General features: G+C 54.9%; 15 protein-coding genes. 10 read left to right on the forward strand and 5 right to left on the reverse strand.

Annotated elements, in window-relative coordinates; genetic code table 11:
• Positions 1–37: 37 nt before the first annotated feature.
• A complete protein-coding gene (locus K1X11_RS01460) occupies positions 38–571 on the reverse strand; it encodes a Pycsar system effector family protein (RefSeq protein WP_221028911.1) in 534 nt (177 codons plus the stop codon).
• Between the two features lie 333 nt (positions 572–904).
• Between K1X11_RS01460 and K1X11_RS01465 the strand changes: the two genes are divergently transcribed.
• The 3 genes from K1X11_RS01465 (at position 905) to K1X11_RS01475 (ending at position 3,525) form a co-directional block, all read left to right on the forward strand.
• Positions 905–2,200, forward strand: coding sequence for a competence protein CoiA family protein (locus K1X11_RS01465; RefSeq protein WP_221028910.1), 1,296 nt, complete (start codon positions 905–907; stop codon positions 2,198–2,200).
• A gap of 441 nt (positions 2,201–2,641) precedes the next feature.
• Positions 2,642–3,235, forward strand: a complete 594-nt coding sequence (locus K1X11_RS01470) for a hypothetical protein (protein ID WP_221028909.1) — start codon at positions 2,642–2,644, stop codon at positions 3,233–3,235.
• Positions 3,236–3,246: 11 nt separating this feature from the next.
• Positions 3,247–3,525, forward strand: a complete 279-nt coding sequence (locus K1X11_RS01475; protein ID WP_324726053.1) for a hypothetical protein — start codon at positions 3,247–3,249, stop codon at positions 3,523–3,525.
• Positions 3,526–3,542: 17 nt separating this feature from the next.
• Here the strand turns inward: K1X11_RS01475 and K1X11_RS01480 are convergent, their stop codons facing one another.
• Positions 3,543–4,256 carry a hypothetical protein gene (locus tag K1X11_RS01480; RefSeq protein WP_221028908.1) on the reverse strand — a complete coding sequence of 238 codons (714 nt, stop codon included), beginning with the start codon at positions 4,254–4,256 and terminating at the stop codon, positions 3,543–3,545.
• Between the two features lie 222 nt (positions 4,257–4,478).
• On the opposite strand from K1X11_RS01480, the gene K1X11_RS01485 reads away from it, so the two are divergent.
• The 7 genes from K1X11_RS01485 to K1X11_RS01515 all read left to right on the forward strand — a co-directional run bounded on the left by K1X11_RS01485 (position 4,479) and on the right by K1X11_RS01515 (position 21,869).
• Positions 4,479–9,785: a DEAD/DEAH box helicase gene (locus K1X11_RS01485; RefSeq protein ID WP_221028907.1), complete on the forward strand. Its 5,307-nt coding sequence runs from the start codon at positions 4,479–4,481 to the stop codon at positions 9,783–9,785.
• Complete coding sequence (locus tag K1X11_RS01490; RefSeq protein WP_221028906.1) at positions 9,782–12,592, forward strand: SNF2-related protein; 2,811 nt, start codon at positions 9,782–9,784, stop codon at positions 12,590–12,592. Before K1X11_RS01485 ends, K1X11_RS01490 begins: the two co-directional genes overlap by 4 nt.
• 220 nt (positions 12,593–12,812) lie before the next feature.
• The gene (locus K1X11_RS01495) at positions 12,813–13,130 is read left to right on the forward strand and encodes a hypothetical protein (RefSeq protein WP_324726054.1); all 318 of its coding nucleotides are present in this window, start codon (positions 12,813–12,815) and stop codon (positions 13,128–13,130) included.
• Between the two features lie 2 nt (positions 13,131–13,132).
• Positions 13,133–17,953 carry an Eco57I restriction-modification methylase domain-containing protein gene (locus tag K1X11_RS01500; RefSeq protein ID WP_221028904.1) on the forward strand — a complete coding sequence of 1,607 codons (4,821 nt, stop codon included), beginning with the start codon at positions 13,133–13,135 and terminating at the stop codon, positions 17,951–17,953.
• 1 nt (position 17,954) lies between these two features.
• Positions 17,955–19,949: a coiled-coil domain-containing protein gene (locus K1X11_RS01505; RefSeq protein WP_221028903.1), complete on the forward strand. Its 1,995-nt coding sequence runs from the start codon at positions 17,955–17,957 to the stop codon at positions 19,947–19,949.
• A 28-nt stretch (positions 19,950–19,977) separates the two neighbouring features.
• Positions 19,978–21,060 (forward strand): DUF6236 family protein, encoded by a 1,083-nt coding sequence (locus tag K1X11_RS01510; RefSeq protein ID WP_221028902.1) that lies wholly within the window; start codon positions 19,978–19,980, stop codon positions 21,058–21,060.
• Positions 21,061–21,110: 50 nt separating this feature from the next.
• Positions 21,111–21,869: an HNH endonuclease gene (locus tag K1X11_RS01515; RefSeq protein ID WP_221028901.1), complete on the forward strand. Its 759-nt coding sequence runs from the start codon at positions 21,111–21,113 to the stop codon at positions 21,867–21,869.
• A gap of 33 nt (positions 21,870–21,902) precedes the next feature.
• On the opposite strand, the gene K1X11_RS01520 is transcribed toward K1X11_RS01515, so the two are convergent.
• From K1X11_RS01520 to K1X11_RS01530, 3 genes are all read right to left on the reverse strand, one after another.
• Entirely contained in the window at positions 21,903–23,030 is a 1,128-nt protein-coding gene (locus tag K1X11_RS01520) for a hypothetical protein (protein ID WP_221028900.1), read from the reverse strand.
• A 488-nt stretch (positions 23,031–23,518) separates the two neighbouring features.
• Complete coding sequence (locus K1X11_RS01525) at positions 23,519–24,349, reverse strand: hypothetical protein (RefSeq protein WP_221028899.1); 831 nt, start codon at positions 24,347–24,349, stop codon at positions 23,519–23,521.
• Between the two features lie 534 nt (positions 24,350–24,883).
• Positions 24,884–26,101 (reverse strand): hypothetical protein, encoded by a 1,218-nt coding sequence (locus K1X11_RS01530; RefSeq protein WP_324726055.1) that lies wholly within the window; start codon positions 26,099–26,101, stop codon positions 24,884–24,886.
• Positions 26,102–26,336 lie beyond the last annotated feature (235 nt).

Here is a 26,336-nt window from a genome sequence, read left to right on the forward strand (position 1 = left end):
AGCTTCGCAACGTAAGATTGGTTCCATTTTGGCATAACTAACGGCGATGCCAGAGGACGAACCCGATCAACGCGGCGATCAGCGGTAGCTGGATGAAGACGGTGATTCGGATTGATGCGCGCATAAGCCGGAACTTACTCGACAGGCCTTTTGCAAGGACGTGAGCCTGTCGCGATAGGTCTTCGGACAGCTTCGCCTGATCGTAGGTATCCACCTGCTGCTTGTAATCCTCTGCTGAAGCGTGCTCGGCGACGTCTCCGTAGAATACGATGGAATGGTATAAGCCCGGTTTTCGGGGCGATTTGATATATGGAATAATAACGAGAAGCACGCATGCGAGCGACGCGATGGAGGCAAGGCATGTTGCGCCGACGATGATCAAGAACGCTACTCGAGCATGCAGACCCGCCGCTGATTGCATGATTGCATCGATCGCCCCGAGTTGAAGTAGCACCGCGCCGAGTGCGAACGTGTTGTATGCGATAAGGAACGCAGCCTTGTTGTTGGTGGATCCGAAATAGACGTCGTAGCGTCCAATAATTTTCCAAAGAGAGTCTTCTGGTTTGGTCATGCCGCGAGTGGGCGGTCAGTAACAAAGTCGGCACTGAGCGCTGAGGCTGTCAGGACATTGCAATTTGCAGCGGTAGTCAATGTGCCATCTGACACCGGCACCCGGGTTATGCCCGGCTCCCAGCCTGACGCACTGTATTCATCGAAGCTCGAAGACCTCACAGGCCTCGGCTATACCGACGGCGCCGCCAGTCGCCGTGAGGGCACGACGCCTCCCGAAGGAAAACTGAGCACGAGTGTCACCCGCCCAAACTGTGGCGGAATTGGGTTACCCCCGGATGCTCGCTACGACGATCGGATTGCACCGCACCTGAATAGCTAACCATTCTGTCGCGTGGAGTGGTTCGATTATTCACCAACGCGAAGCTCTATCATCCCGTTCGGCATCGGTCCGAACGGCCTTTCATATTCGGTCGATGAGGTCCCCCGTGGGCACAAGTGCGGATGCGTCTGTCCCGACTGCGGAAACCCGTTGAATGCTCGGCAGGGCGACACCAATCGCCATCACTTCGCGCACCAAAGTATGCTGGAGTGCCGGCACTCGCTGGAGGCGTCGCTGTATCACATGACGCTTCAGTTGATGTGCGCAGCTGGATCTCAACTGCAAATGCCTGGACTCTACCTTCGACACGACTGGTGCGATCAATTCGGCCTGGATCTCAAGAATCCCAACACGAAGAAGTTTCTCGAAAAAACAGATTGGGTGATCGAACCGGAGCAAACAGGACCCAATGAGACCTTCACTAGCTCGAACAAGTCCATCCACGATTCGTCCTGGTCCGCTCCGGATCTGGTGAGCGCCGACGGATCCATTGAGATCCATCTGCTCTCCTACCGAAAACGATGGGATGATCGGCCTCAGATTCCTCCTTCAACGACCAAACGAATCGTCGCCATCAACCTGAACGCCTACGCTCGCAGCTGGTGGGAGACCTGTGACCCAGAGCTATCGGCAAGGATCGATCGGGTGGGAACCAACAAAAAGCAGCTGGCCCGGTGGCTTTCGACCAACCGCTACAGCTACCGCGGATTCCTCCACCATCCAGATAGCGAACTACTCCGGGCGAAATTCGAAGAGTGGGCGCGGAAGAGAAGGGCAGAGGACAAGGCCAAGGAGGATGAGTGGAATCGGCTCCGCAGGGCCGAGCAAAGGGCCCGGTCTATCCAAATAGACGAAGCGTCTGGCCACTGGATATTCCCGCCAGATTCCCACGCCAAATGGCTCTACGCCGCCGCATCAAGCAATGTCGGCTCCTACATGCAGGACAAGGAGCGCCAACATTATGGGCTCCAGCATCTCGGGGGAGGAAGATACGGATGGATCGGTAAACCGGGCGACAAGGTGCCGTGGGAGGTGCGAAAGTTCCTGAAACAGCCGCTCGTTCCTCAAGAACTCCCGCCGGAGGTAGAGATCGATGAGGATGGGATTGTCCAAGACCCGTCTAAACAGCCCAAGATGATTTCCCCGGGAGTTCCGGAGGCAGAGGTTATCCTGGAAAAGAACGTGCGATCTTGTTGTATTTGCGGGGCTCCTGTGGACCGGGTGATCATCGGCCCCGGTGAAGCAATCGCGGGGCGAAAGGCTGAGCGATGTTCCGCCAACAAAAATCACCCGACCACCATGCTCTGATCGAGGCTTTTATGGCTCACTTCATTGATCCGTGAGGTCGCTGAACGACCACCTTGATCGAACGGCCAAGCAGCTCGCACTTTCCGCACGAAACTATCGATTCCACGGCAACGTCTTCGAGTGTATCTTCCAAGTAGGCCGTAAGCAGTTTGATTGAATCCTCCTCAGGTAACACGGCGATGAGACGCCCAATGAGCTTGGGTGTTGACGAGGTATTACCCTGCCAAAGTTGGTTCAGAACTCCGCGGTTGTTGCCGCTAGCAGCCGCAAGGCGGGATTGATTCCAGGTGGCGGTGTCCAAGGAGCGCAGCACTGCGCCAACACGGGGACTAGTCCCACGCGACTTCTTTGGGGGTGTTGAAGAATTCATCACAATTGCTTGACCGGGGGTGGCAATGTTGGAAATTTCAACACTGTCAAAATCAACCTCCCGCGACGCAAATGAATATTACCGATTTTACCCGTTCACTGAACAGTCACCGCACAGCCCAAGCTTTTCTGGGTGTCGCGGCTGATCAAGAACTGACCGCTTCGATTAAACCGAACGCAAATATTCGCCTCATTGCGAAGGACTGTCGGACCGCGGGCCAAGATCTTCATGGGCTGCTCAAGCGCATGGCTGATGATCGGTCGCTTGAACCACACGAGTCCGCCTATTTTGGGTGGATCTCGAAAACCCGCTCCTTGCTGCGAAAACTAGGGGTGGGGGAGATCCAGATGAATGTCCCGCTGGCCGGCAGCTGGATGGGGACTGCGTTGACAGGCGCATGCGATCTGCTCGTGCATGGCGGTCCGAAAGCGATCGGGGTGGTGGAGATCAAAACCATCCTTCGTGGTGAACAGACGCACCCTCGCTCTCGTGATCTGGTGCAACTGGCGAGTTACACGAGTTTGGCTGAACAAGAGTTCGGAGTGTCCGCATGGGCGTCATTGGCCTACTGTCACTTTGAGACCCGAACCGTTCGGATTTTCGTTTTCCGCCGAAGTGACCGGCTACTCGCTCCGATACAGCGCCAACTGGAAATTGCGGCATAGGAGAGTCTGAAATGACCTACGATCTTAACGGGCTTTCAGAAGCATTTGATCACGCCAAATGGCGCGCCCGGGAATTCATTTTGGCTTACAACCGTTGTCTTCCCAGCGAGTCTTGCCCGCACTGCGCGCAATGTGCTCATGTCCCAGGCTTGCCGTGCCCCGAATGTGGTTACGAACACCCGATGTCTTTCCTCATCCTCCTCGATGGCGAGTATGGCTATGAGGCGGTGGAAATTCGCAACCGCCGGCAGGTCGTCGCAACGTTCGAAGTCGGCTCCGAATGGAGATAGCATCCGATCAGGGCGGACTATGCTACTTCAAGTATTTGCTCGATAGCGCTCGCCAGATTGCTCGCTGATGCTCCTTCCATGAACTCTTCCCAAAGATTTCGTGAACTACCATCGAGCAATCGCCCGTCGCCACTGATTGCGATGGCACCCTGAGTCCTCCATTGAGCGTCGATCTCGAAGTAACCAGGGTGTTGACGCATGTCTGCGAGGGGATCGCGCTGCCGACACCATTCCTGGTCCCAGTCCCCGTTCCAAATAGTCATGTCCTGGTGACTACGGCGAAGTGCTAGGATGGTCATGACCTCAAAAAGAAGAACGTAAGAGTCTGACCACCGATGATGGCGGCAACCGGCGTGTGATTTCTCGGGGCGGAGCGGGAGTTCGAAATGCCTGAGAGCAAGTTGTATCAGCTCAGGGGTTGATGTCCCGGAAGCGCACAGGGTTTCCAGATCAACGTCGTGTCCGCCAGGAATGTTCTTGATCCAGTTTTCAACGTTTCCGGCGATGGTGAACCGCCCGAAAGTTTGTGGTGGGTCGGCGTCGGAACAGCTGAGTTCGGCGAGCGCGATTCCATAGTAACCCAGTCCCTCCCGCTGGATAACCACAGGCTTGATTCCATGGGATCTGTAATACCGACGACAGACTTGAAGTGCCAAATACCACGCCAATCCCCATTGGGTTTTTTTACGGCCAGCTTGGCGCCATTTTTCAAATTCGATATCGGCCGTCATCTGGGCAAAGTCTCTTGGAGTGGCGGTAATGGGCAGGCATAGCCCATGGAGGGGTAGATTGTTTCTAGCTAGGACTTTACAACGCCGCTGTCGCTCTGTTGTGTCGCAGCCGTTTTCGACGATTTCTGGCCGAGCGTCGACATTCATCTACTCCAGTTCCGATGCAGCACGCCTCACTGCCAGAAACCTTATCCCCGGATGGTGCACCACCGTCTCGTCGTCATGGATAGTGTCTTCAAATTTCGCGATGAGTTGATCGGGAGCTATGAAAGCTTTTCGCGTAGTTTTACGCGGATTCAAGCCGAGGATATCCGTGAACACGTCGAAGCTGAGTATCAGCGGAAGCGGTATTGGCCTGAGCCGCTCATTCAGATCAACCCCAACTACCTGCGGGCGCGAAACGTTGATCAACTGGTGGAGGAAGGAAGTCTCCATCCAACCTGTAAGACGATTTTTCGCTTCAAGACGGACACGGGCGAGCAACCGCTGCGTTTATTCCAACATCAGCAGGAGGCGCTTTCCAAGGCCGCCGGTTCGTCGAGCCAGAGCTACGTAGTCACGACCGGCACTGGATCCGGTAAGTCTCTTTCTTTCTTCATCCCCATCATAGATCGGATTCTGAAAGCAAAGGACGCCGATTCGACTCCTCGAACGAGAGCGATCATCATCTACCCGATGAATGCGCTGGCAAATAGCCAGTTGGAGGAGGTTCGAAAATTCCTCGGAAACCTCGCCCCAGCAGATTCATCAATTCGAGTCGATCGCTACACTGGTCAGGAAGACGACAAGATCAGGAAAGAGATCGCGGCCAATCCGCCAGACATTCTGCTCACCAACTTCATGATGTTGGAGTTGATCCTGACGCGGTATGAGGAAACCGATCGACTCGTTGTGGATCACTGTCGCGGGCTCGAATACTTGGTGCTCGACGAACTTCATACCTATCGCGGCCGTCAAGGAGCAGACGTTGCGATGTTGGTGCGACGGCTCAGGGAGCGCTTCCATTCCAAAAATCTGATTTGCATCGGCACATCTGCGACAATGTCGAGCACAGGATCGCAACAAGATCGAAAACGCACTGTTGCGGAGGTAGCTTCGAAACTTTTCGGACAAAACATCCCCCCGGAGAACGTGATTGGCGAAACCCTGGAGCGGGTGACGAATCCAAAACTGGGGTTGGATGCGATAAAGCCGCTGTTAAAAGCGAGTCTTTCGCGGAAGGAGTTCGCTTGGCCAACGTTTCAGGCCTTTAGAGATGATCCCGTGTCGGTCTGGGTCGAACTCAAGTTGGGTATCCATTTCCCTAGTGAAGGAAGCCCCGAGCGGGCGAAGCCGATATCGCTCACCGATGCCGCTTCGGAACTAGCGATCGACGCAGGTATCGAGTCTGAAATGGCGCACGAAGCCTTGGAGCGTTTTCTGGTGGCCGCACAGTCAGAGCAGGGACCGGATGGGCGCGCACCGTTTGCCTTTAAACTGCACCAGTTCATCAGTGGTCCCGGTAAGGTTCACTGCACCTTGGAGCCTGAGGGGAAGAGATTGGTCACACTCGATGCACAGCGCTTCGCGCCTAGCCGCCAAGACGAGGCCATATTTCTTTTCCCAACGCATTTCTGTCGTGAGTGTGGCCAAGAATACCATCCGGTTTGGGAGGACACCAAATCTAGCCCGAACTACACCCCCCGTGAGATTGACGACGTGGGAGGAGAGGACCGTGAAGATCGATCTGGATTCCTTGCCGCCTGTCGGGGTGAACAGAACTTCAAGGGAGAGATCACTGACTATCCAGACACTTGGCTCGATTACAGTAAGGATGAGCCGAAGCTTAAGCCTACCTACCGCGCATGTAAGGTGACTGCAGTTAAGGTGGGGGCCAACGGCTGTCTGGGCCAAGGGCAGGATTACTGGTTTATTCCAGGCAAATTCCGCTTCTGCCTAAACTGTAGCCAAGTCCACGAAGCGTATGGTCGGGATATCAATCGCCTTTCCGGTCTGTCGGGTGAGGGGCGTTCATCGGCCACCACGATCATTACTTTGACAGTTCTGCGGCAGTTATACGCGCAGGAGTTCCCGAAGGATTTTGGAGGAAACGATCCCCGCAAGCTCCTTGGATTCTCGGACAATCGTCAGGATGCCGCACTACAGGCCGGACATTTCAACGACTTCGTTTACCTTTTGATCATTCGGGCTGGGTTACTTGGCGCACTGAGAAACAACGATGGGGTTCTGGACGAAGAGCAGCTTCCGGATGCGGTTTTCGAAGCGCTCGGTTTCGGCGACAATGACCCTGGTGTTCTGGCGGAGTATTTGCGCGATCCGACGATACTCGGGCTAGGCCTAAAAACCGCTCAAAAGGCCATCCGATACGTGATCGGTTACCGATTAATCCGGGATCTCCGCAAAGGTTGGAGATTCAATAATCCGAATCTCCACCAGCTCAAACTAATCGAGTTGGGTTATGATTCCCTCGATGAATTTTGCGCCCATCAAGCGTCGTTTGAATCGAACAATATTTTGGCGCGATTGACTCCAGACGAGCGCCATGAATTGGCCAAGCTGGTGTTCGATGAGATGGTGAAGAACCTCTGTGTTGAAACACGCTTCCTCGATGGTGCTGAGCATGAACGGATGGCGAATCCCGTGGGACAATACCTAACCGAACGATGGGCGTTTGGTTGGGATGAGCGCCTGGATACGACACGCTATCTCATCCTCGACAAAAGACCAGACGGGAAAGGCAAAGGCCGGAAGCGGTTGGACTTGATCGGGGGCGGCACCAACTCGCGTTTAGTTCGACTAATCAAGTATGCGAAGTTCTGGGACCGGTCATCGTTCGGGAAACCGACCGCACCGTTTAGCAACCAGGAGTTGGTCGAAATGTGTCAGGCCTTTCTCAAAGCGGCAGCGACGCACGGATACGTGCAAAGCCACGGACTCGACAACAACAAGCTCGTTGGCTGGACGCTGAAATCGTCGGCCCTCCAATGGGTGATGAAGGGGGACGATGCCGACGCGGTGACAGGCTCTCAAAACCGCTTTTTTCGAGAACTCTATCTTACCGTTTCGGAGATCCTGACGAGCAAGTCACACCAGTTGTTCGATTTTCGTGCCCACGAGCATACCGCCCAAGTGGATGCGGAGAAACGGAAGTCGATTGAGCAGTTGTTCAGACGCAGTGAGCGAGATGTCGCAGATTGGAAGTCGGTCGAAGGTAACACAGGGCCAATGCCGCGACTTCCCGTCCTGTTTTGCTCACCGACCATGGAACTCGGCGTCGATATATCTTCGCTCAACACCGTCTATCTGCGGAACATGCCGCCAACTCCGGCAAACTACGCTCAACGCAGCGGACGTGCGGGACGGTCGGGCCAAGCCGCGTTAGTTGTGACCTATTGTGCAGCGATGAGTCCGCACGACCAGTGGTTCTTCAACCATCAGAGCGACATGGTCCATGGCGTCGTGAAAGCCCCGACACTGGAACTTGCGAATCGCGACCTAGTTGAAAGCCACCTCCACGCGGTGTGGCTTGCGACAGTCGAGTATCAGTTAGCGACCAGCATTGCGCCGATGCTGGACTTGGACTCGCCCCTCAAACCTCTCCTGCAAGATATCCAATCCCGACTTGAAAAGCCGGAGGTAACAGCTCGCGCCCTGGCGCAAGCGAGAGAGGTTCTCTTTCACGTTAAAGACGAGCTAAACGCTCATAACGCCTCGTGGTTTACCGACGATTTCGTTGAACAAACCATTCGGAAGAGCGCCCAAACATTTGATGAGGCATTTAGCCGGTGGCGCACGCTCTACGATGGAGTTCAGAAGCAAATGGAGGCCGCGGACAAAGTGGTGCGTAGCCCGGCGACCAGTGCTCGTGACCGTGAGAATGCCAACCGTCGCTATCAGGACGCGAAGAACCAACTCACGCTTTTGCTCAAGAGCGACGGTAGTTCGTTGAACAACGATTTCTACACGTTCCGCTATCTTGCGAGCCAAGGGTTTCTTCCTGGCTACAATTTCCCCCGACTCCCATTGATGGCTTGGATTCCAGCCACTGGAAGAAAGGCGAACGGGAAAGATGATCGTGGTAGTATGGTTAGTCGACCGCGCTTCCTCGCTCTAGCGGAGTTTGGGCCTCGCAGCCTCATTTACCACGAAGGGAAAATGTTCCGCGTCGATCGCACGAAACTCAATATCCAGAGTTCCGATTCGATCTCAGCCAATTCTGAACTAGCCACGGTGAATGCGCTGGTTTGCACCCGTTGCGGTCATGGTCACCTTGGCAATAACGAACAACCGATGCCGTCCGAAAGCACCTGTGACCATTGTGGGCAGGCATTGACCGATGATGGGCTCGTAAAAGGGCTCTTCCGTATCGAGACAGTTGAGACAAAGGTGCAGGAGCGAATTTCCGTCAACGAGGAGGAAAGACAGCGCCAGGGCTTCGAACTCCAGACCACTTATCGCTTCTTGCCCGGTCCCAATGGGGTCCCGGAGGTTAACTATTCCGAAGTTGAGACGGGCGGGGAATCGATCGCTAAGCTCACCTATTCACCGTCCGCTAGGATTTGGCGCATCAACAAGGGTTGGCGTAGGCGGAAGAACAAAAAACAGCTGGGCTTTGCGATTAACCCTATCACGGGTCAATGGAGCAAGCTGGACGATCCGGACACCGACAATGTCGAGGAGAACCCAGATGCCACCGGCGTAGTCAATCAACCAGCACAGCTCGTCGTTCCCTATGTTGAGGACCATCGAAATATCCTCATTTTCTCACCTGAAAAGGTGCTCAGCGAAGCCGCGATGGCGACCCTCCAAGCAGCGCTGAAACGTGGGATTACACAGACCTTTCAGATCGAAGACTCTGAACTTGTAGTCGAGCCTTTACCAGATCGGTCAAACCGACGGAGCATCCTATTCTACGAGGCTGCTGAAGGTGGGGCAGGGGTGCTCAGTCGAATAGCGTCGCCGGACTATCGGGATCAATTGGCTATTGTGGCTCGCACGGCGTTGTCGGTCCTGCATTTCGACCTTCCAGAAACCGGAGTCCTGTCGAGCGACGATCTACCGAAATGCGAGGTATTGACCGAAGCCGGCGAACGAATCTGCGAAGCAGGCTGCTACCAGTGCCTCCTGTCCTACTACAATCAGCCTGATCACGAGCTAATCAACCGACGTGATCCCAGTATCCAGCAACTGTTGGTTCAATTGGCCAATGGAGTGGTTATGCCCAGCACGGTTCCTCTTCCCAAGTCAACCGTCGGTCCCTTGGGGGCGTGGCTTTCGGCCCTCCGCGAAGCGGGTCTTCGGTTGCCGGATGAAACCGAGAAGTCCATCGCCGATGGTCGTGCAGTTGCCGACGCCGTTTATAAATCATCTCGCGCTCTCGTTTTCCTGAACCAACCGGCGGATGAAATCTCAGCGTATGCGAGAGATCGAGGATTCGAGGTCATTGTTTTCCCCACACCGCAGGACGAATGGCCTACGGTTTTTGCTCAACACCCGGCCGTATTTGGCTCCCCCTCGGCCCGCGCATGAGTTTCGCGACTGCCACTGAGTTTTCACCAGGAACCCTCCTGCGCGCCCGTGGGCGCGAGTGGGTCGTTCAGCCTGGGTCGAATGTCGATCTATTGCACCTTCGCCCGTTAGGTGGATCGGATGAAGATATCACAACGCTGATCCCCGAACTTGAGTTTGAGGCTCCGGAGCCAGCCACCTTTCCGGAACCCGATCCAACGAAACGTGGCAACCATACTGCCGCACTCCTCCTTCGTGATGCTCTTCAACTCAAGCTGCGATCGGGTGCTGGTCCTTTCCGGTCTTTCGCCAATATCGCAGTCGAACCCAGGGCTTATCAGCTGGTGCCGCTGCTGATGGCTTTGCGGCAACCTACGGTTAGGTTGCTGATCGCTGACGACGTGGGCATCGGCAAAACGATTGAGGCCGGTCTCATTGTTCGCGAACTCCATGATCGCGGTGAGATTACTCGATTCGCGGTGCTGTGCCCGCCTCATCTCGTCGAGCAGTGGCAAGCCGAGCTAAATCGCCATTTTCATTTTCACGCTGTTGCACTTACTGCCTCCAGCGTCACCCGCTTGGAAAAGTCGCTACCACATGGTGTGTCACTCTTTGAGCAGCACCCGGTCGTGGTGGTGAGTCTCGACTACATCAAGAGCGACCGTCACCGGGCTCATTTTCTATCCATTGCTCCAGAGTGCATCGTGGTTGATGAGGCCCACACGTGTGCGGCGGCTGGCAAGGGCAAGCAATTGCGCTTCGAGTTGCTTCAGCAGCTCACGGAGCAACCCGATCGTCACCTGATTTTACTTACGGCTACGCCACACTCTGGTGACGATGCCGCTTTCCATAATCTTCTCTCTCTGCTTCGTCCCGATTTTGCTGAACTTGCCGAGGCCGATGAAACAACCCGCCGATCCTTACGCGAAGAACTTGCCCGTTACTTTGTGCAGCGACGGCGCAAGGATATCGAGGACAAGGAATGGCAGGATGGGAGTGTTTTCCCACGTCGTCTCACTGCTGAAATCACCTATCGGTTGACCGGTGCGTGGGGTGAGTTCTTCGATGCAGTTCAGGATTATTGTGTGCAGCTGGCCAATAGGGCGGAAGCTAGTGACTCCTCGGGTCGCCACATGATCTGGTATGCGACGCTTGCTCTGCTTCGTTGCGTGTCGTCTTCGCCCGCTTCGGCCGAGCGCGCCCTCACGACCCGCTTGTCAGGAACACAAGAGGAAATGGAGGCACTGGCGGATGAAGAACGGGTGCAAGATGGAGACAGTTCTGAGCTGTCCGTTAACGATCTGGAGCCGGCTGCGGCGCTCGACACGGACGGAACGCTCAAGGGGCTGATTGAGCGGGCTCGCCAACTCTCTGGGCAAAGGGGCGATCCCAAACTCAAAGCCCTTGTCGGTCACTTGAAAGAGCTGATGGAGAAGGGCTCTCGACCGGTTGTTTTCTGCCGTTACATCGCGACCGCTGGCTACGTGGCCGATGAACTTCGGAAGCATTTCAAGAATGCTACCGTCGACGCGGTGACAGGTGAATTTACCTCCGAGGAACGCGAGGAGCGGGTAGGGCACTTGGCGGAAGCGGATAATCCCATCCTAGTGGCCACCGATTGCCTCTCCGAGGGTATCAACCTCCAACACGGTTTCAATGCGGTGATTCATTACGACCTCGCGTGGAATCCCACTCGTCACGAGCAGCGCGAAGGTCGCGTCGACCGCTTCGGCCAAAAGTCCCAGGACGTCCACTGCACAATGCTTTACGGGCAGGACAATCCCGTGGATGGCTTTGTTCTCAACGTCATCCTCCGTAAAGCCGAGACCATTCGGGAGAAGCTCGGCGTCATGGTGCCGCTTCCTTCCGACCAGCAGCGCATCAGCCAAGCCTTGATCAAGGCTACCCTGCTGCGGGGTCGCCAAGCTGAGCTGAATTCCCAGCAATTGGACTTGGGTCTGGAAGCCCAGATCGAGGCCGAGCTAAAGCCTCTCACGACGGCTTGGGAAGACGCCATGGAGAAAGCCAAGGCCAACCGCACCGTCTTCGCCCAACGTCGGATCAAGCCCGAGGATGTGCTTCCTGAGTGGCGTCGCCAGCTCGATCTCATTGGCAACGAGCACGCGATTGCTCGGTTTGTGGCCAACGCCTGCGCCCGTCTCGGTTCCGCCCTCGAACCCTCGCGAGGTATATGGCGTTTTGTTCCGGGGAACCTGCCCGGAACCCTACGTGAGCGCCTGGCTGAGGAGCGACTCGATAAGAGCCACACCATCGACTTCCATTACCCACCCGCTCAAGGCGCGCTGTTCATCCATCGCACCCATCCGCTGGTATCGATTCTCGCGGATTCGCTGCTTGAAGGCGCATTGCAGGATGAAACGCCACTCGCCGCCCGCTGTGCGGTGACGGTCACGCCCGACGTGCCGATCGTCACCACGCTTTTCCTGCTCCGGCTGCGTTACCAGCTCATCCACCAAAAGCGCGATTCCTTCCGCACGCTCATGGCCGAGGAAGCCGTCGCGCTCGCTTGCGAAGGCCGGGAGTCACCCACTTGGCTCGATGATGCCTCGGTGCTTCGACTCATCGAAGTCAAACCCGCCGGCAACCTCGGCTCCGATGCCTCGACGCGAGAGATTTCCCACGCGCTTGGGCTGCTTCGATCCAACACCGCCCGCCTCGAAACCATCGCCAAAGAAAGAGCCGATGCGCTCTTGCAGGATCATCGCCGAGTTCGTGAAGCCGCCCGCGACCAAGGGAGCTACTCCGTGACCGCCTGCCTCCCCGTCGACGTTATTGGCGTCTACGTTCTCCTTCCAGATAATCTCTAAGGGTCAACCGGATCTTAGACTGATGATTCACGTGATTCACCATCTCAAATTTACCGAGACAGCTATTACCCAACGATGGAGGAAGGAAGGAACCTTTTGGAAGAAGGTGAATGGGTTTTCTCACCCACTGACTTCCAAGAGGATCGGGAAAGTATACGTTTTCTCAGACACGGAGTGGCCCTTCTACGTTGGGAAAGCTTGTCAAAGTATAGGAACTCGTTTGGGCGCCGCCTTTCGTGCAACACCCGCCAAGCGTATAAACGGTTTCGCCGGATACCGGTTCAAACGAGATTTGGACCAAGCTTTCTTACACGTCTTTATGGGGTCGGAGGATTCCCCTTGGTCGGACATGGATGCGGAATGCATCGAGGCGGAAGTGGTCTATCGAATTCGCCAACACGGGGAATGGCCTCGTTATCAAACCGAAATTCATTTTTCCGCGCCGCAGTCCGTTCACTCCAGCGCCGCCGATTCAATCATGAATTACTTCATCGGAACTAAGGCAGGCACACCATTAATCGCTCCGAAAATCAGCTAAATATGGCCCGCCGTAGCAACGACTCCCTCGTTTTTGATACCATCCAGTTGGAAGGTGGCCTGCTGGTGCCCGCAGTGCTGGAAAAGGTGGCTCGCGGAGAGCACTCCGATCAATCGGCAGCCGATTATCAGCTCCCCAAAGGGCTGAGCCTAGCCGATGAGCAGGGGCGTGCTTTTCGCATCGCTTCCGCCCTCTGGAAGACCTTTCAGCCCACACGGGATCGCCGCGATATCGATCCACACCGAGCCACCCTGGCTTTTGCGACCGAGTTGTTGCGAGATGCGCTTGGTTACAGCGATTTCGCGCTGGCCCCAGCCTCCGTTGAAATAGCCAATAGAGGTTACCCGGTGACCGGATTCCTTCGCGGTCGGGTGGCGGTCATTGTCGCGCCGCACGACTTGGAACTCGACGCGCCCGATGATCGATTCGCCGTGATCGGATCTGGTCGTCGTCGACTCTCCGCCTACCAACTTGCTCAGCAGTTCCTCAACGCCAGTGAGCCATGCACCTGGGCGCTGCTGACCAACGGCCACCAACTCCGTCTGGTGCGGGATGCCGACACCCTCACTCGTCCCGCGTTTCTGGAATTCGACCTCGATCTCATCCTGCGCGATCAACGCTACGCCGACTTTCGGGCGCTCTGGTTGGTGCTCCACGCCAGCCGTGCTGGGAAATTAGATACACCCGGCACCGATTGCGTGTGGGAGGCGTGGAAGAAAGAAGGAGAGTCCCAGGGTGAACGCGTGCGCGACGGCCTGCGCATTGGCGTGACATCCGCGCTACTGACCCTCGGCACCGGTTTCTTGGCCCACCGACAAAACTCCGCCCTGCGCCAGCGACTCGAAAACGGTTCGCTCACTACCGATGACTACTTTCAACAACTCCTGCGGCTCATCTACCGATTCCTTTTTCTCTTTTGTGCGGAAGAGCGATCTGATCCGAACTCCAGAATTCCCCTGATTCATGAGGCTAGTTCGGATTCCGTGGCTCGCGACCTCTACGCTCGCGGATACGCTCTGCAACGCTTCCGCTCACTTTCACTTCGACGAAGAGCTTACGACCACCATAGCGACTTATGGCTCTCCGTTCGCGTTGTCCTGCGAGCTCTAGAAAGTGGTCAGCCTAAGCTGGCACTCCCCGCCTTGGGCGGTCTTTTCGCAAACTCCCAATGTCCTGATTTAGATTCGGTCGGCTTAACTAACCTCGACCTGTTATCCGCTATGCGTGAGCTGCGTTGGTTCTCCGATCCACGCAGCGGCCAGCGCTCTGCTATCGACTATCGCAACATGGGTCCCGAGGAACTCGGTTCCGTTTACGAGTCGCTCCTCGAACTCATCCCAACGCTCGATCTGCCCGCCCGCAGCTTCGGCTTCGTCGGCATCACGGACGAAGGATCTACCGTCGGCAACACCCGCAAGACCACCGGTTCCTATTACACTCCAGATTCGCTCGTTCAGGAACTCATTAAGTCAGCCCTCGATCCCGTCATTGCTCAAAAGATCGCTAACCACCCCGAAAATCCTTCCGCCGCGCTGCTCACCCTTTCGGTGATTGATCCTGCGTGCGGTTCGGGCCACTTTCTGATTTCCGCTGCTCGGCGTATCGCTGAGAAGCTCGCCGAACTCCGCACCGTCGATGGAGCGGTCACTCCTACAGATTACCGCCACGCATTGCGGGAAGTCATCGGTCATTGCATCTATGGTGTGGACCGCAATCCCATGGCTCTTGAGCTCGCCCGCACAGCTCTTTGGTTGGAAGGTTTCGAGCCCGGAAAACCACTCTCCTTCCTCGACCATCACCTTCAATGCGGTGACGCATTGCTCGGACTCACCTCGTTCGACCAGCTCCGCAAAGGTATTGCCAAGGACGCCTTCACCGTCCTCTCCGGCGACAACAAGGAGGTTTGTAAATCCCTCGCCGCCACCAACCGGGCGGCCATCAAATCTTTCGCAAGACGTCTCAAAGACAAGTCCGCCGAGTTCTTCGACGCCTGCGACCTCGACGACGCCCTCCGGCGCCTCGAAGCCATTGAGGCCATGCCCGACGGAACCACCACCGAGGTGGACGCGAAGAAGATAGCCTTCACCCGCTTTCTTTCTGAAGCGCAGGACAACCAGCTCGCGCATGCTTGTGACCTCCTCGTCGCCGCTTACCTCACGCCTAAAACTCAGGAGAACGAGTCAACCTGCCCAACCACCGCCACTCTGATTGATGTCCTCTTTCCCCAGCAGGTAAGCGCTGTTCCACAAGCTGTCATTGACCACGCTACTTCACGTTGTCGAGAAGCCCGTGTCTTCCACTGGCCTTTGCGGTTCACCCACATCTTTGGGCATGGCGGATTTGATTGCGTGCTCGGAAATCCACCGTGGGAGCGCATCAAGCTACAAGAGCAGGAATTTTTCGCCGCCCGCGAACCCGCTATTGCTGCTGCCAAAAACAAGGCCGAACGCGCCAAGCGCATTCAATGGCTTTCAGAGGGCTGCCTCCACTACCACCTATCAGAGTTTGAGTCCGTCCCGAAGCTCAACCACAGCGAAGTTTCTCTATTCCTCGAGTTCGAAAACGAGAAACGCATTGCCGAGGCCACCAGCGCCTTCGCCCATGTCAACGGCGACGACGGCGGTCGCTTTCCACTCACCGGTGTCGGAGATGTGAACACCTACGCACTCTTCGCCGAAACGATCACCCAACTTACAAACCAAATGGGCCGCGCCGGTTTTATCGTCCCGACCGGCATAGCAACCGATGATTCGACCAAAGCGTTCTTCTCTACCCTGGTCACCAACGAACGGCTTGTCTCACTGCTGGCCTTCGAGAACGAAGAGTTAGTATTCCCCGGCGTTCATCATTTTACGAAGTTCTGTTTGGTCACAATAGGGGGGGCGGGTTCTACGCCATCCGCCGATCTCGCATTTTTCGCCCGACAAGTATCTTGGCTCCGTCAACCCGGTCGAAGATTCAGGCTTAGTGCGACGGACTTCCAGATAATCAATCCAAATACCCGAACGTGTCCGGTATTCCGATCTGAGGCCGACGCGGAACTCACCAAGAGTATCTATCGTCGCATTCCTGTTCTTATTGAGGAGGCTCGTGACTCAGGCTCCGAAGTAAACCCTTGGGCCATTTCATTCGGAACGATGTTTCACATGTCAGGCGATAGCGATCTTTTCAGCGATGCGCCGACGCCCCATTCCCTTCCGCTCTACGAGGCGAAGTTGATCCATCAATTCGACCATCGTTGGGCCCACTTCCGTAATCGGCTAAAGAACAAGAGCGGCACTCTCGTTACAGAGGATTCGTTGATCGAGCAGAAATCTAACCCTGATTATTCGGTCACGCCTCGGTATTGGGTGCCCGAGAGCGAAGTTCTCTCTAAGATCGCCCGTGCCCCCAAATGTGTCCGCGACGCCTTCAAGGATAGAAATACCGAGGCCTTGCTTTCCGCCATCGCTACGTGGATCGAAGCCCGCCACGAACCAGATCTTCTTGATGGCATGGTCCGAGCAACATCAGCCCGTCAACGTGTCATAGATCTTGTAGGCCCCAAATTCGACGATCTCCCCGCTAATGAAAAGGACTGGCTGAGCGACAAATCTCTCGCCGAAGCACGCGAATGGCTGCCTCTAACCAACGAGGAACTCATAGCTATCCGCAACATTTCTGACATCACAACTGGCACCTGGCACCTCCTCGATCAACGCAGCTCCCGTTGGTTTATCGGCTGGCGAGACATAACGAACTCCACAAACGAACGAACCGTCATCTCAAGCGTGATTCCAAGGTCGGCAATTGGACACACAATGCCGACCTTTAGCTCCTCAACCAGCCCAAGCTTACATGCTGCGCTTCTCGCCAACTGGAATTGCTTAGTCCTCGATTTCATTGCCCGTCAAAAGATCGGCAGCACCCATCTTACCTACGGCTACGTTAAACAGCTCCCAATCCTGCCTCCAGCCGCCTATGGGAAAGAGGCTCTCAACTTTATCGTCCCTCGGGTATTGGAACTCACCTATAACGCTGACGATTTGAGTGACTGGGCGAGGGACCTCGGTCACAACGGTCCGCCCTTCCGCTTCGATCCTGATCGCCGCGCCCAGCTCCGCGCCGAACTCGACGCCTACTATGCCCGCCTCTACGGCCTCACCCGCGAGGAACTCCAATACATCCTCGACCCGGCCTCCACCCACGGCCCCGACTACCCGACGGTCACCTTCCCCGGCCTCAAGAAAAACGAAATTGCCCAATTCGGCGAATACCGCACCCAGCGGTTGGTATTGGCTGCGTGGGATGTTCAAGAGGAGAAGCTAAAGGATCGGTATCGGTGTCAGCAGATTGGCGATACCGATTGGATGGATCGGCCGGTGGTGTTCCCTGATCTGCCGCGAGGGGCAATATCCGCATCGATGTATCGGGCCGCCGTTGTTCCCCATTTGGTTCAACAGGCGGGAGGGCGGCTTAGATTCGAGCGATTCCGACGCGCCTTCTGGTTGCTATCCGAACCCGAGATAATGTTGCGTTTTGCAAAAGGCGAAGTCGGTGAGGAAGTTTCCAAGCGAAACCGCAGTCACCATGAATGCCTGAGCAAGGATATGCTAATACCCCATCTTCGGGGAAGCATCCGTGACGATATGAATTTCGTTTCAATCGAAGGAGAGCGCTGGCTTGAGCTTGTTCGCTCCGATCATCTTTCCAGCGACGAACACATTATCTTCGACGCTCGGATTGCATTAATCGTGGCTGATTTGTGGCCCGAGGCCGCACCAATTTCGCCGCTTACTCCTGAGGAAGAGGCAACCATTAGGGAACTCGAATACACGAAATAGTATGGAAACGCAGGCCCACTTTCTCGAACAATTGATCCGATCCATCGCGCCTAAGGCAGGCCGATCCGAACCGGATCTTTGGTTTCGAGAATTGCGTTTGCTCGATCGCCTAGACTTGGATTCCGAACGGCGAAAGATTACGCTGCATCGCGGTTTCAATATTTTATGGGCTGCTCCCGAAGATCCCGATACTGAGCAGGGATTGTATCGAGATGGACTCGCTGGTCATGCCAGCGGGAAAACGCTCTTCTGTCGGATACTTCGCCACCTGCTAGGCGAAGACCCTCTTGGGACTCAAAGTCAGCGAGACGGAATTGCGTCACACTTTCTTTCGCTCTGGGCAGTTGCATCCGTTCGAGTGAATGGGAAAAGCTGGATAGTGGGTCGCCCGTTGGCGACCGATGGAGAGAAGTTTGCGGTAGCAGCAGAAACGTTCGAAGAAGCCATCGCTGGCTCGGTGTCGCCTGTAGGGGGATACGAAACTTTTATTGGAGAAGTTCGATCTCTGGGAAAGTGTGTAGAGCCGCTTTTTCCGGGCCATGGTTGGCGCCACCTTTTACCTTGGCTAGCCCGTGACCAAGAGGCTCGATTTAGCAGCCTAGCCACCTGGCGAGAGGCTTCTAGCCAAGGGGATAATCCGCTGACTAAGGTCGTTGATCGTCACCAAGTCATGCGGGCGGTGCTGGATTTGCTGGATAAAGATGAGCCGGCTTTGCGCCTTCAAATTGATAAAGGTCAACAAGAGTTGGAAAAAGCACGATTCGGGCAGATGGCCTTGGAGGCTCAATTGGAAGCGCGAATCGGTATGGCTAATGAGCAGGCAAAGCGCCTCCTGAGCCAAAGATTCCCTGAGGATGATGATGCGATTGAAGCTCGCCTGCGCGCCTTAGCCGACGTCATCCGTGAAGGCGCAGCAAAGCTGAGTGACCGGCCAATCCCAGCCACCGTAGATTCGGCGCAAAAGCGGCTCGCGGAAGCGAATCGAAAACTAACGTTGGCGGAGAACAAATTGGAGGCGATTGAGGAAGAATTACCTAGGCAGATAGAACGTCGTGACCGAGATCTGACCATCATCCGTAAGTTCAAGAATGGCGATGTCGTAGATCCGGCACGTGCCGATGCAGGTTTTTGCCCACGGACTCTTCAATCGGCTATTAAGCGAGGCTGTCACCAGTCACGTGAGCCTAGCGAAGAGTCACTGGTGGCAATCGACGATCTAGAAGCTCAGGCGAAGGCGGATACCATTGTGATCGAGGCTCGTAAAGAGGAGCAGAGGAAGCTGAATCAGGGTATGGCGAATCTCCGGGAAGCAGTCCGGGATGCAGAGAGACAATTGGGAAAGGCCCAAAAAGAAGCTGACCGGGATCTCGAAGAATTGACTCGAAAGGCGAGCCGAGCCGAGGAAGCGGCTGAACTATACGCGAGCATCGACCAGACCCGTGCGCGGTTCAAGAGTGCCGATGGTGAAGTATCCAAGCAGTCTGAGGAACTCGAGTCCAAGAAGTCATCGCTGGCTCGTCTTAGACGAGAAATGGAGGACCGGGTAGTGGAGCTTTCCAACATCTTTGCTGATGTGGTGCGTGCGGTGATGGGGGCATCAGTCGAAGCTAACATCACCATTACTGCCGAAGGCATAGTTCCGCAAGTGACTCGGAAAAGTGAGTTATCGGGAGCGGCGCTAGATACCATTAAAACCCTAGCTTTTGACCTCGCTGCTGTTGTTGCCTCAATCGAAGGGAAGGGGAGTCACCCGCGTTTCCTGATCCATGATGGTCCTCGGGAAGGGGACATGGCCCGAGTTATTTACGAGCGGTTTTTTCTCTACGCAGCAGGTGTCGAAAAGGCGTTTTCTTCGCCCGACCAAGCCAGCTTCCAATACATCATCACCACCACGACTCCGCCGCCTAAATCGATGCGCGAAGGAACGCGTTGGCTGCTAGATCCAGTCCTCGATTCCCGCGACAAATCCCAACGCCTCCTCAAGGAAGATTTTTAGCACTGATTCGAAAGAAAAGGAATAGAACATGAGCTTACCAATAAACTCAGCGCTTTATTATCCCACGATCGAATTTCAGGACTACCGGTGGCTTTGGACAGCATCCTTAGTCTGGGATAAAATCTATCGAATAGAACCAGAAGATTTTAGAGCCGCCGAGCCCGATAATGTCCGAATTCTCTGCGAAGAAGGTGATATCGGGATTCCACTGCGGCCAGGTAGATATGCGCAGGATGTCGCAGGTGAGTTCATGGATGGAGTTAATAGTCGAAAGTGGGACGCTGCGGCATTTGATGCCAGCTCCCTTCGTGACGAATACGCACGTCTTCATCACGAAAAAATAGACGTTCAGATTAGAAAAATGCTAATCTCGACTGGGCGAGCTGCCAGCCATGAACAATGGCTATACGTCCCCGACGATTTTGCCGCTCTATACATGACCTATTTGGCAACACGAATGGCAGAAAAAAACGACCTCCAGGCCATATCTGATACCAACGTAGCTTGGACTGCCCATACCTATTTTTCGAACGAAGGAATCGACACTGAATGTGTTCCCGATGAATACGAACAAACTTTGGCAGCGCTTTTAATTGGGAACTACGTTCCAGAAAATATCACTGACATCTCACCCAAACAAATACTCGCATTTCGGAAGAGATATCCCGACGAGCGCCGGAATTTCATGAGAGCAGTAAAGGGGGCAGCCGCGCAATTGGCAAACTGCTCAGATCCAACAGTTATTCAGGATGTAGTGCAGACTGTTCAGGGCGATGTTGGTCGGGCGACAAAGGACTTTCAACGAAGTATGGAGGTTTTAGGAGCGAAGACTTTCACCGGCTTTAAGACTATGAGTTTTCCGATGGCTACGGCCGCGCTCGCAACCTTCGCTCCGATCACGTTTGGTCAGAGTGTTGTTATTGGGGCGACAGGGTTCGCGATAGGCGCCCTCGCAAGCTTTGCGACCCGTTCACTCGAAGCTGACCGGCTGAGTAAGAGCCACGAATATTCGTATCTCGTGCACGCCAATAAAGCATTCCCCAAAGCCGCGGACCGAATTGATCTGCCTCGTCGGCTTTATCGTGATCTACACGAGTTTATCAATGACTGAACAGGTTGATTTGGCACCTTGAACAGGCACCATCCTTTGCTGATAAAATCGTGAATTCCCTTGAGCGGACCCTGATTCTGAAGGCCGGTTACGACCACGGCTGGGAAGTGGTGGTTGAGGAGAATCCTGAAGTGGTCGTGCTCGCCTCGTCCTTACATAGCTGCCGAATAAAAATCGAAGCGCGTTCACCAGAGATGCGCTGGTGGGTTTCATTCGCCCCGAGGTTGCTTCATCTAGAGCTAAAACGCCAATCTCGGAACCTTGTGTTGACCGATGAATTTTTCGGTGAAGAGACCGAGCAAGATTTGTCGCTCTTGATGGCAAAGGCGGCGGCAATCGCTCGTGCCCTGCCGAATGCACCGGAACTGAAGTTTGAGCAGTTGGTTGAGGTAGAGCTGAAAAACGCCGAATCGCTAGGCACAACTGAGGTGGAGGCGACGATTCGTCGCAGAGTAGGGCAGGGAATATACCGGGATAGCCTGATGGAGTATTGGGGTGGTTCCTGCGCTGTTACTGGGGTTACGATGCCCGAACTTCTCCGTGCCAGTCATGCGAAGCCGTGGGCGGAATGCGAATCAGACGCGGAGCGGCTGAATGTGTTCAATGGCTTTCTTTTGGTCGCCCACCTTGATGCACTGTTCGACAGGTTTCTTCTTTCGTTCGACGATCACGGTTGCGCACTGATCTCCAACAAGATTGATGAAAAAACCCGGGAGATACTGCTTCTGAACCAACCGCTTCAACTGCGTTGGTTGGCCGATGAGCATCGGGAATTCCTGCTCTGGCATCGGGATCATTTGATCGAGTAGCGCCAAGTATAACCCGAACTCGAAGGGTGAGTGCTAGTCCGAGAATAGGTCCATTTGTTGAGAGGGAAGCTGATCGGGATCGTTCGACTGACCTGCTATTGGATTTTTGTCCGCCGGAATAGCATCCTTGTTCTCGGATGGAGGAGAGGACTGCTCCACTTTTGGGTTTTTAGGGCCGAGGTTTTCCCGGAATTCACCCATTTGGTCGTCAGGCTCCCCCGATTTCGGGGAATCCGAGAGTGTAGTGGATTCAGCTGGCTGATCTGATTGCCCCGTTTTTGAGTTTCCAGTGCCGGAGTTTTCCTGGAATTCACCCTTTTGAGTTTCAGGCACCGGCGATTTCGTTGAATCCATGGGTGTTGCGGATTCAGCCCGCGCAACTTCTCGCTCTTGTTTTGGGTTTTTATGGGTGAGGTGATTCCGGAGATTCCTCGTTTTGTCGTCAGGCTCCCGCGATTTCGCAGTATCCGAGGCTGTAGTGGATGCAGCTGGTGAATCTACTGATTCGTTCTTAAGCAGTGCCGTCTGTATTGCCTTGAGACTATTGTGACCAAAAACCCGTTTGGCGGCTTTATTCCCCAGTCCTTTGAGCATTCCGATTTGCTGAAAGACGGAATACAGATCATTGCCGGTGGCGGAAGCCCTTAGTCCCGTGGTCAGTTGTGCGAGTTCATCCGAAAATTCCAGGACCGCGGCTTGGCACTTTTCTTGATCAAACTCGATCGGCAACTGACCATTGGGGGTCTCTATACCGATCTCGTCGGCAACGGATTGGGCGAGATCTGGTTCAATCATTCCTTCCGAGCCGATACGGTCCATGATCCGGACCATGGCCTCTTGCCATTGGTCAGGTGACGCGTTTTGCAGATTCCTGAAAGCGCCTTCCCGAAACCGACGAGTATTTTCCCCAAATGGGGAATCCCGGAGAAACCTTCCGAAGGCAGCGGATCGGTATGCCTGCGACTGTCCGATCCGCCATCTGAGCCAAGAATAGGCTACGAAGGATTTGTAGTCGGGACGAAACAGCTCATCCACCATCATTTCATCGAGCGCTTCTGCTCTAGCGTGCTCACCTTCCAGCATCTTCGCTTCGCAGCGTCGGCGAGCAATCCGGATAGCTTCAGGGGTTTTGGGGACCGTGCGTTGTTGGGACTTCTTCATCCCTTGATTTGGGAAATTCGGATTCGGAACCAACCCCTTGTTCAGTTTTTTTGAAACTAGCCGGAGATCTGGTCCTCTGTCTGACCGAACCGGATTCCCTCAATCGGCTAAATGGCCCCTGTTCGCTCATCCACTTGGCGCTTGATCAGGACCATCTGGATTTTGCCGACGACCGATGACAGCCGAGGACTGGGTGGGCCGTCACAGACTTCGCGAAGTCTGCCTCAAGAAAGGAATCCCTTCCTGCCACACTTTTATGCACCTCTTCGGGCACGGTATGAGGCAATTGTGCATCAGACGCTCAGATAGGGTCAAATGGGGCTACTGAGCCTGTCCGAAATCGACCTTCGATAACTGCTACAGGTTGAACGTGTGGGCGCGGGAATACGGTAGTCGTCCGCTCCAAAACCTCGGTATGAAGGGGAGTGAACTACACGACCCTCTGCCTGGATTTTGGACCTTATCAAGCAAGGTTCGGTTTTGTTCTCTCAGTGGGCCCCTGTGATTTGAATGTAGCGGCTGTGCTGGTCGATGCCGGTTCCCCATTCGAATTTTTTGGGAACGCGAAACAAGAGATTCCCTGAGGAATCCCTTTCGAGGAACGGTCGAATTTGCCGCCAATATTTCAGGTCCTGTTGAGTATTCGGCAGCTCTGCTTTGAGGGAGAGGATCTTGGCTGTGATTTCTGCCTCCTCTTTTCGAAGTGCATCCAAGGTCGGATGACCATTGAATGGCTCAAGGAGGATTGTGGCCGCCAAGCACATGATCGACAGGGGTGTCAGGACCCATCCGAGTTGTTTGATTTTTGAGCGTTTTGGCGGGGAGGCATGCGTTTTGAACAGATCCTGCAAAACCTGAAGATCGATTTTGTGCTCAGCCATACGGATTCGAATCACCTGCTCTAGGCTGGAGGTGTCTGGCCGGTGCTTACGCAGGTTCTCGATCTGGTCGGTGAGTTGTGTTTCGTTTTCCAAGACGGACAGTAGCGCGCTGGACATCTCTGATTGGTGATCTTCGAGCGCTGAGATCTTGGAAAACTGCGCATGATGGTCTGCGGTTACGGATTCGGAAAAAACCCGAAGGGTCTCGGCAATCTCTTCGAGTTGGTGATTGCTGATGCTGAGCTGGCCGGCTCGTTGGACGTCAGGCATACTGTCCGTGTCTTTGTCCGGTCGGGCGACAAACAACCGATGGAAGTAGTCTGATAGAGATTTGCACCCTGACTTCACGAACTCGTTTGCGAGTGCTTCCTGATCCTTAGGATCTTTGAAGCGGACGGTGACCTGGTGGGGTTTGATGGGTTTTTTGTGCGGTGCCATGGTCACTCTATGGCGCATTCGGCTTTTCCTCCAAGTAGGCCCGGTATCAAAGTGGAATTTTGAGCGCCGACTTTCTCCGCGGGTGTGATCTGTAGTAGGAAAAACCTGAGGGCCTGAATTACGCAGCGAAAACCTCGGCAACATGATGCTCCGGGAGTCGTTCAAACTCATTGCAGAAATCAAAAGTCGGCCACCTTACATTCAATCGGCAAGTTTTAGGGGACTCTGGATCGGTGGAGCAGAGAATACTACGTCACGTAGTAAAATAGCGAAATGGTCAGGCGCTGTGACGGGTTTTCAATACCATAGCAGGTGTCTAGTGCCAGTAGGGGAGGCATTGATGGGCCGGTTTTTCTCCGGATGAGTCACTGGTCGGGTTTAGACCAGCCAGTCGCGGTCGAACCCGACCCAAGGTGGATAAAACAACCCGACCGGTGATACAGGATACCCCCAAACCCAAATTCGGGGGCGAGCTGTGGTTTTCATTGGTCTGGGAGTCGTTCCTCCCAGACCAACTCAGCACGAATCCGCATTCTACTGGCTGTCGGCAGGTTTTTGGGGACTCTCCGAAGGGAAGATCTGCCAGAAGGCATCGGCATCTTCCTTAGTCATCAAATTCACATAGTGTTTTGTCAGGATTTCCTCGGAGTTTCCGTAGAGCATTGCCGCCGTCCCGAAGCTCCCGCCTGAACTGATGTAGGCGGAGGTCGAGGTGTGCCGCAGAGAATTCGGCGGTAGGTCGAACGCTTTCGAGATATTACGTGAATGCCAGGCACGGTGTGGCACCTCCAGCATGTCTGGGTAGGTTTCCAGCCACGCCTTTAGGTTTTCTGGCGTATGAACCGGGCGAGACTCCCCGCCCACCTTGCCAAAGGGAATACGTAGCACCAAGCCGTTATATAGAACCTTCCAACCCTCACGTTTTACGGTGTCGAAGAGACGGATGATTTCACCCGATCCCTCATCATTGGCGGTATCTTTCTTATTTGCGCGGACCCCAGCCAGGAGCGCAATCGCATAGAAGAGAATATATTGCGGTTCGTTAGCCTCGACCCAACGAAGGAGGTTTGCTGCGGTCTTGGGGGAAATAACCTGAGGCAGCTTTCGGCTCTTCTTCCGCATTTTTGGCGTGCGCACACCTTTTCCCAACTCGGGATCGCACCAACGGCGCGGGGGCTGACCGCACCAACGAATCCACTGAGATACCGCGAGTATGTCATTCCGCTTCGCTCGTTGACTCAACTCCGGCCGGGATTTCAGCCATTTAGCGATGTGGTCCGGGGTCAGATCGTGAAGCAATGTGTTTTCACCGACGAAACTCACGAAGTTTAGGAGCCGTCGCCGAAGCCGGGTTTCGTTGGATTGCGAAAGGTCTTCATCGTCTCGTTCCTTCTGAAAGGCCGAAAACCCGGCTCCGAGGGTTTGGGTTTCGATTTTGATGTTGGGGTTTGATAGGTCGCCGCCCCGCGAGAAACCGTTGGCCGCCATTTGGCGCATGATCGCCTTCATCTCGAGGATCTCTGCCTTGAGGCCGACCAGTTCGACACAGACGGTATTGACCGTCTGGACTTCCACCGGGCCGCGCACGACTTCAGAGAATATCTCCGCTGCCCGTTTAAGTGCCTGTTTATAATTAGTTTCGCCTGTTGAGCGGTCGTATTGCCGACCGCCAAAGCGGAAGCGGGCGTGCCAGCGCATCGTCCGCTTGTCTAGGGTTACATTCACTTCGCCCTCCTTGCCGAGGGTTTCCATGAGCAGGTTATTTGGTAATGTTGCCATGGATTTCGTATGATAAGTCCGTGGCTAGGCCAAAGGGCTGGCAGCCCTTTTTTCTTTGGGAGTGCTCTCTCAAACAGCATGCCAAGGATGATTTCTCACCTAGGTAGCAGCTGCAAATTTCGCATTCTGAACGCATTCGAATCCCCCTCTCTCCGCCAGCGAGGGGGAGGCGGAACCCACGTGAAATGGATGGGAGTTGGCGGAGTGA

This window comes from Actomonas aquatica (assembly GCF_019679435.2).
Classification (GTDB): Bacteria; Verrucomicrobiota; Verrucomicrobiia; order Opitutales; family Opitutaceae; genus Actomonas; species Actomonas aquatica.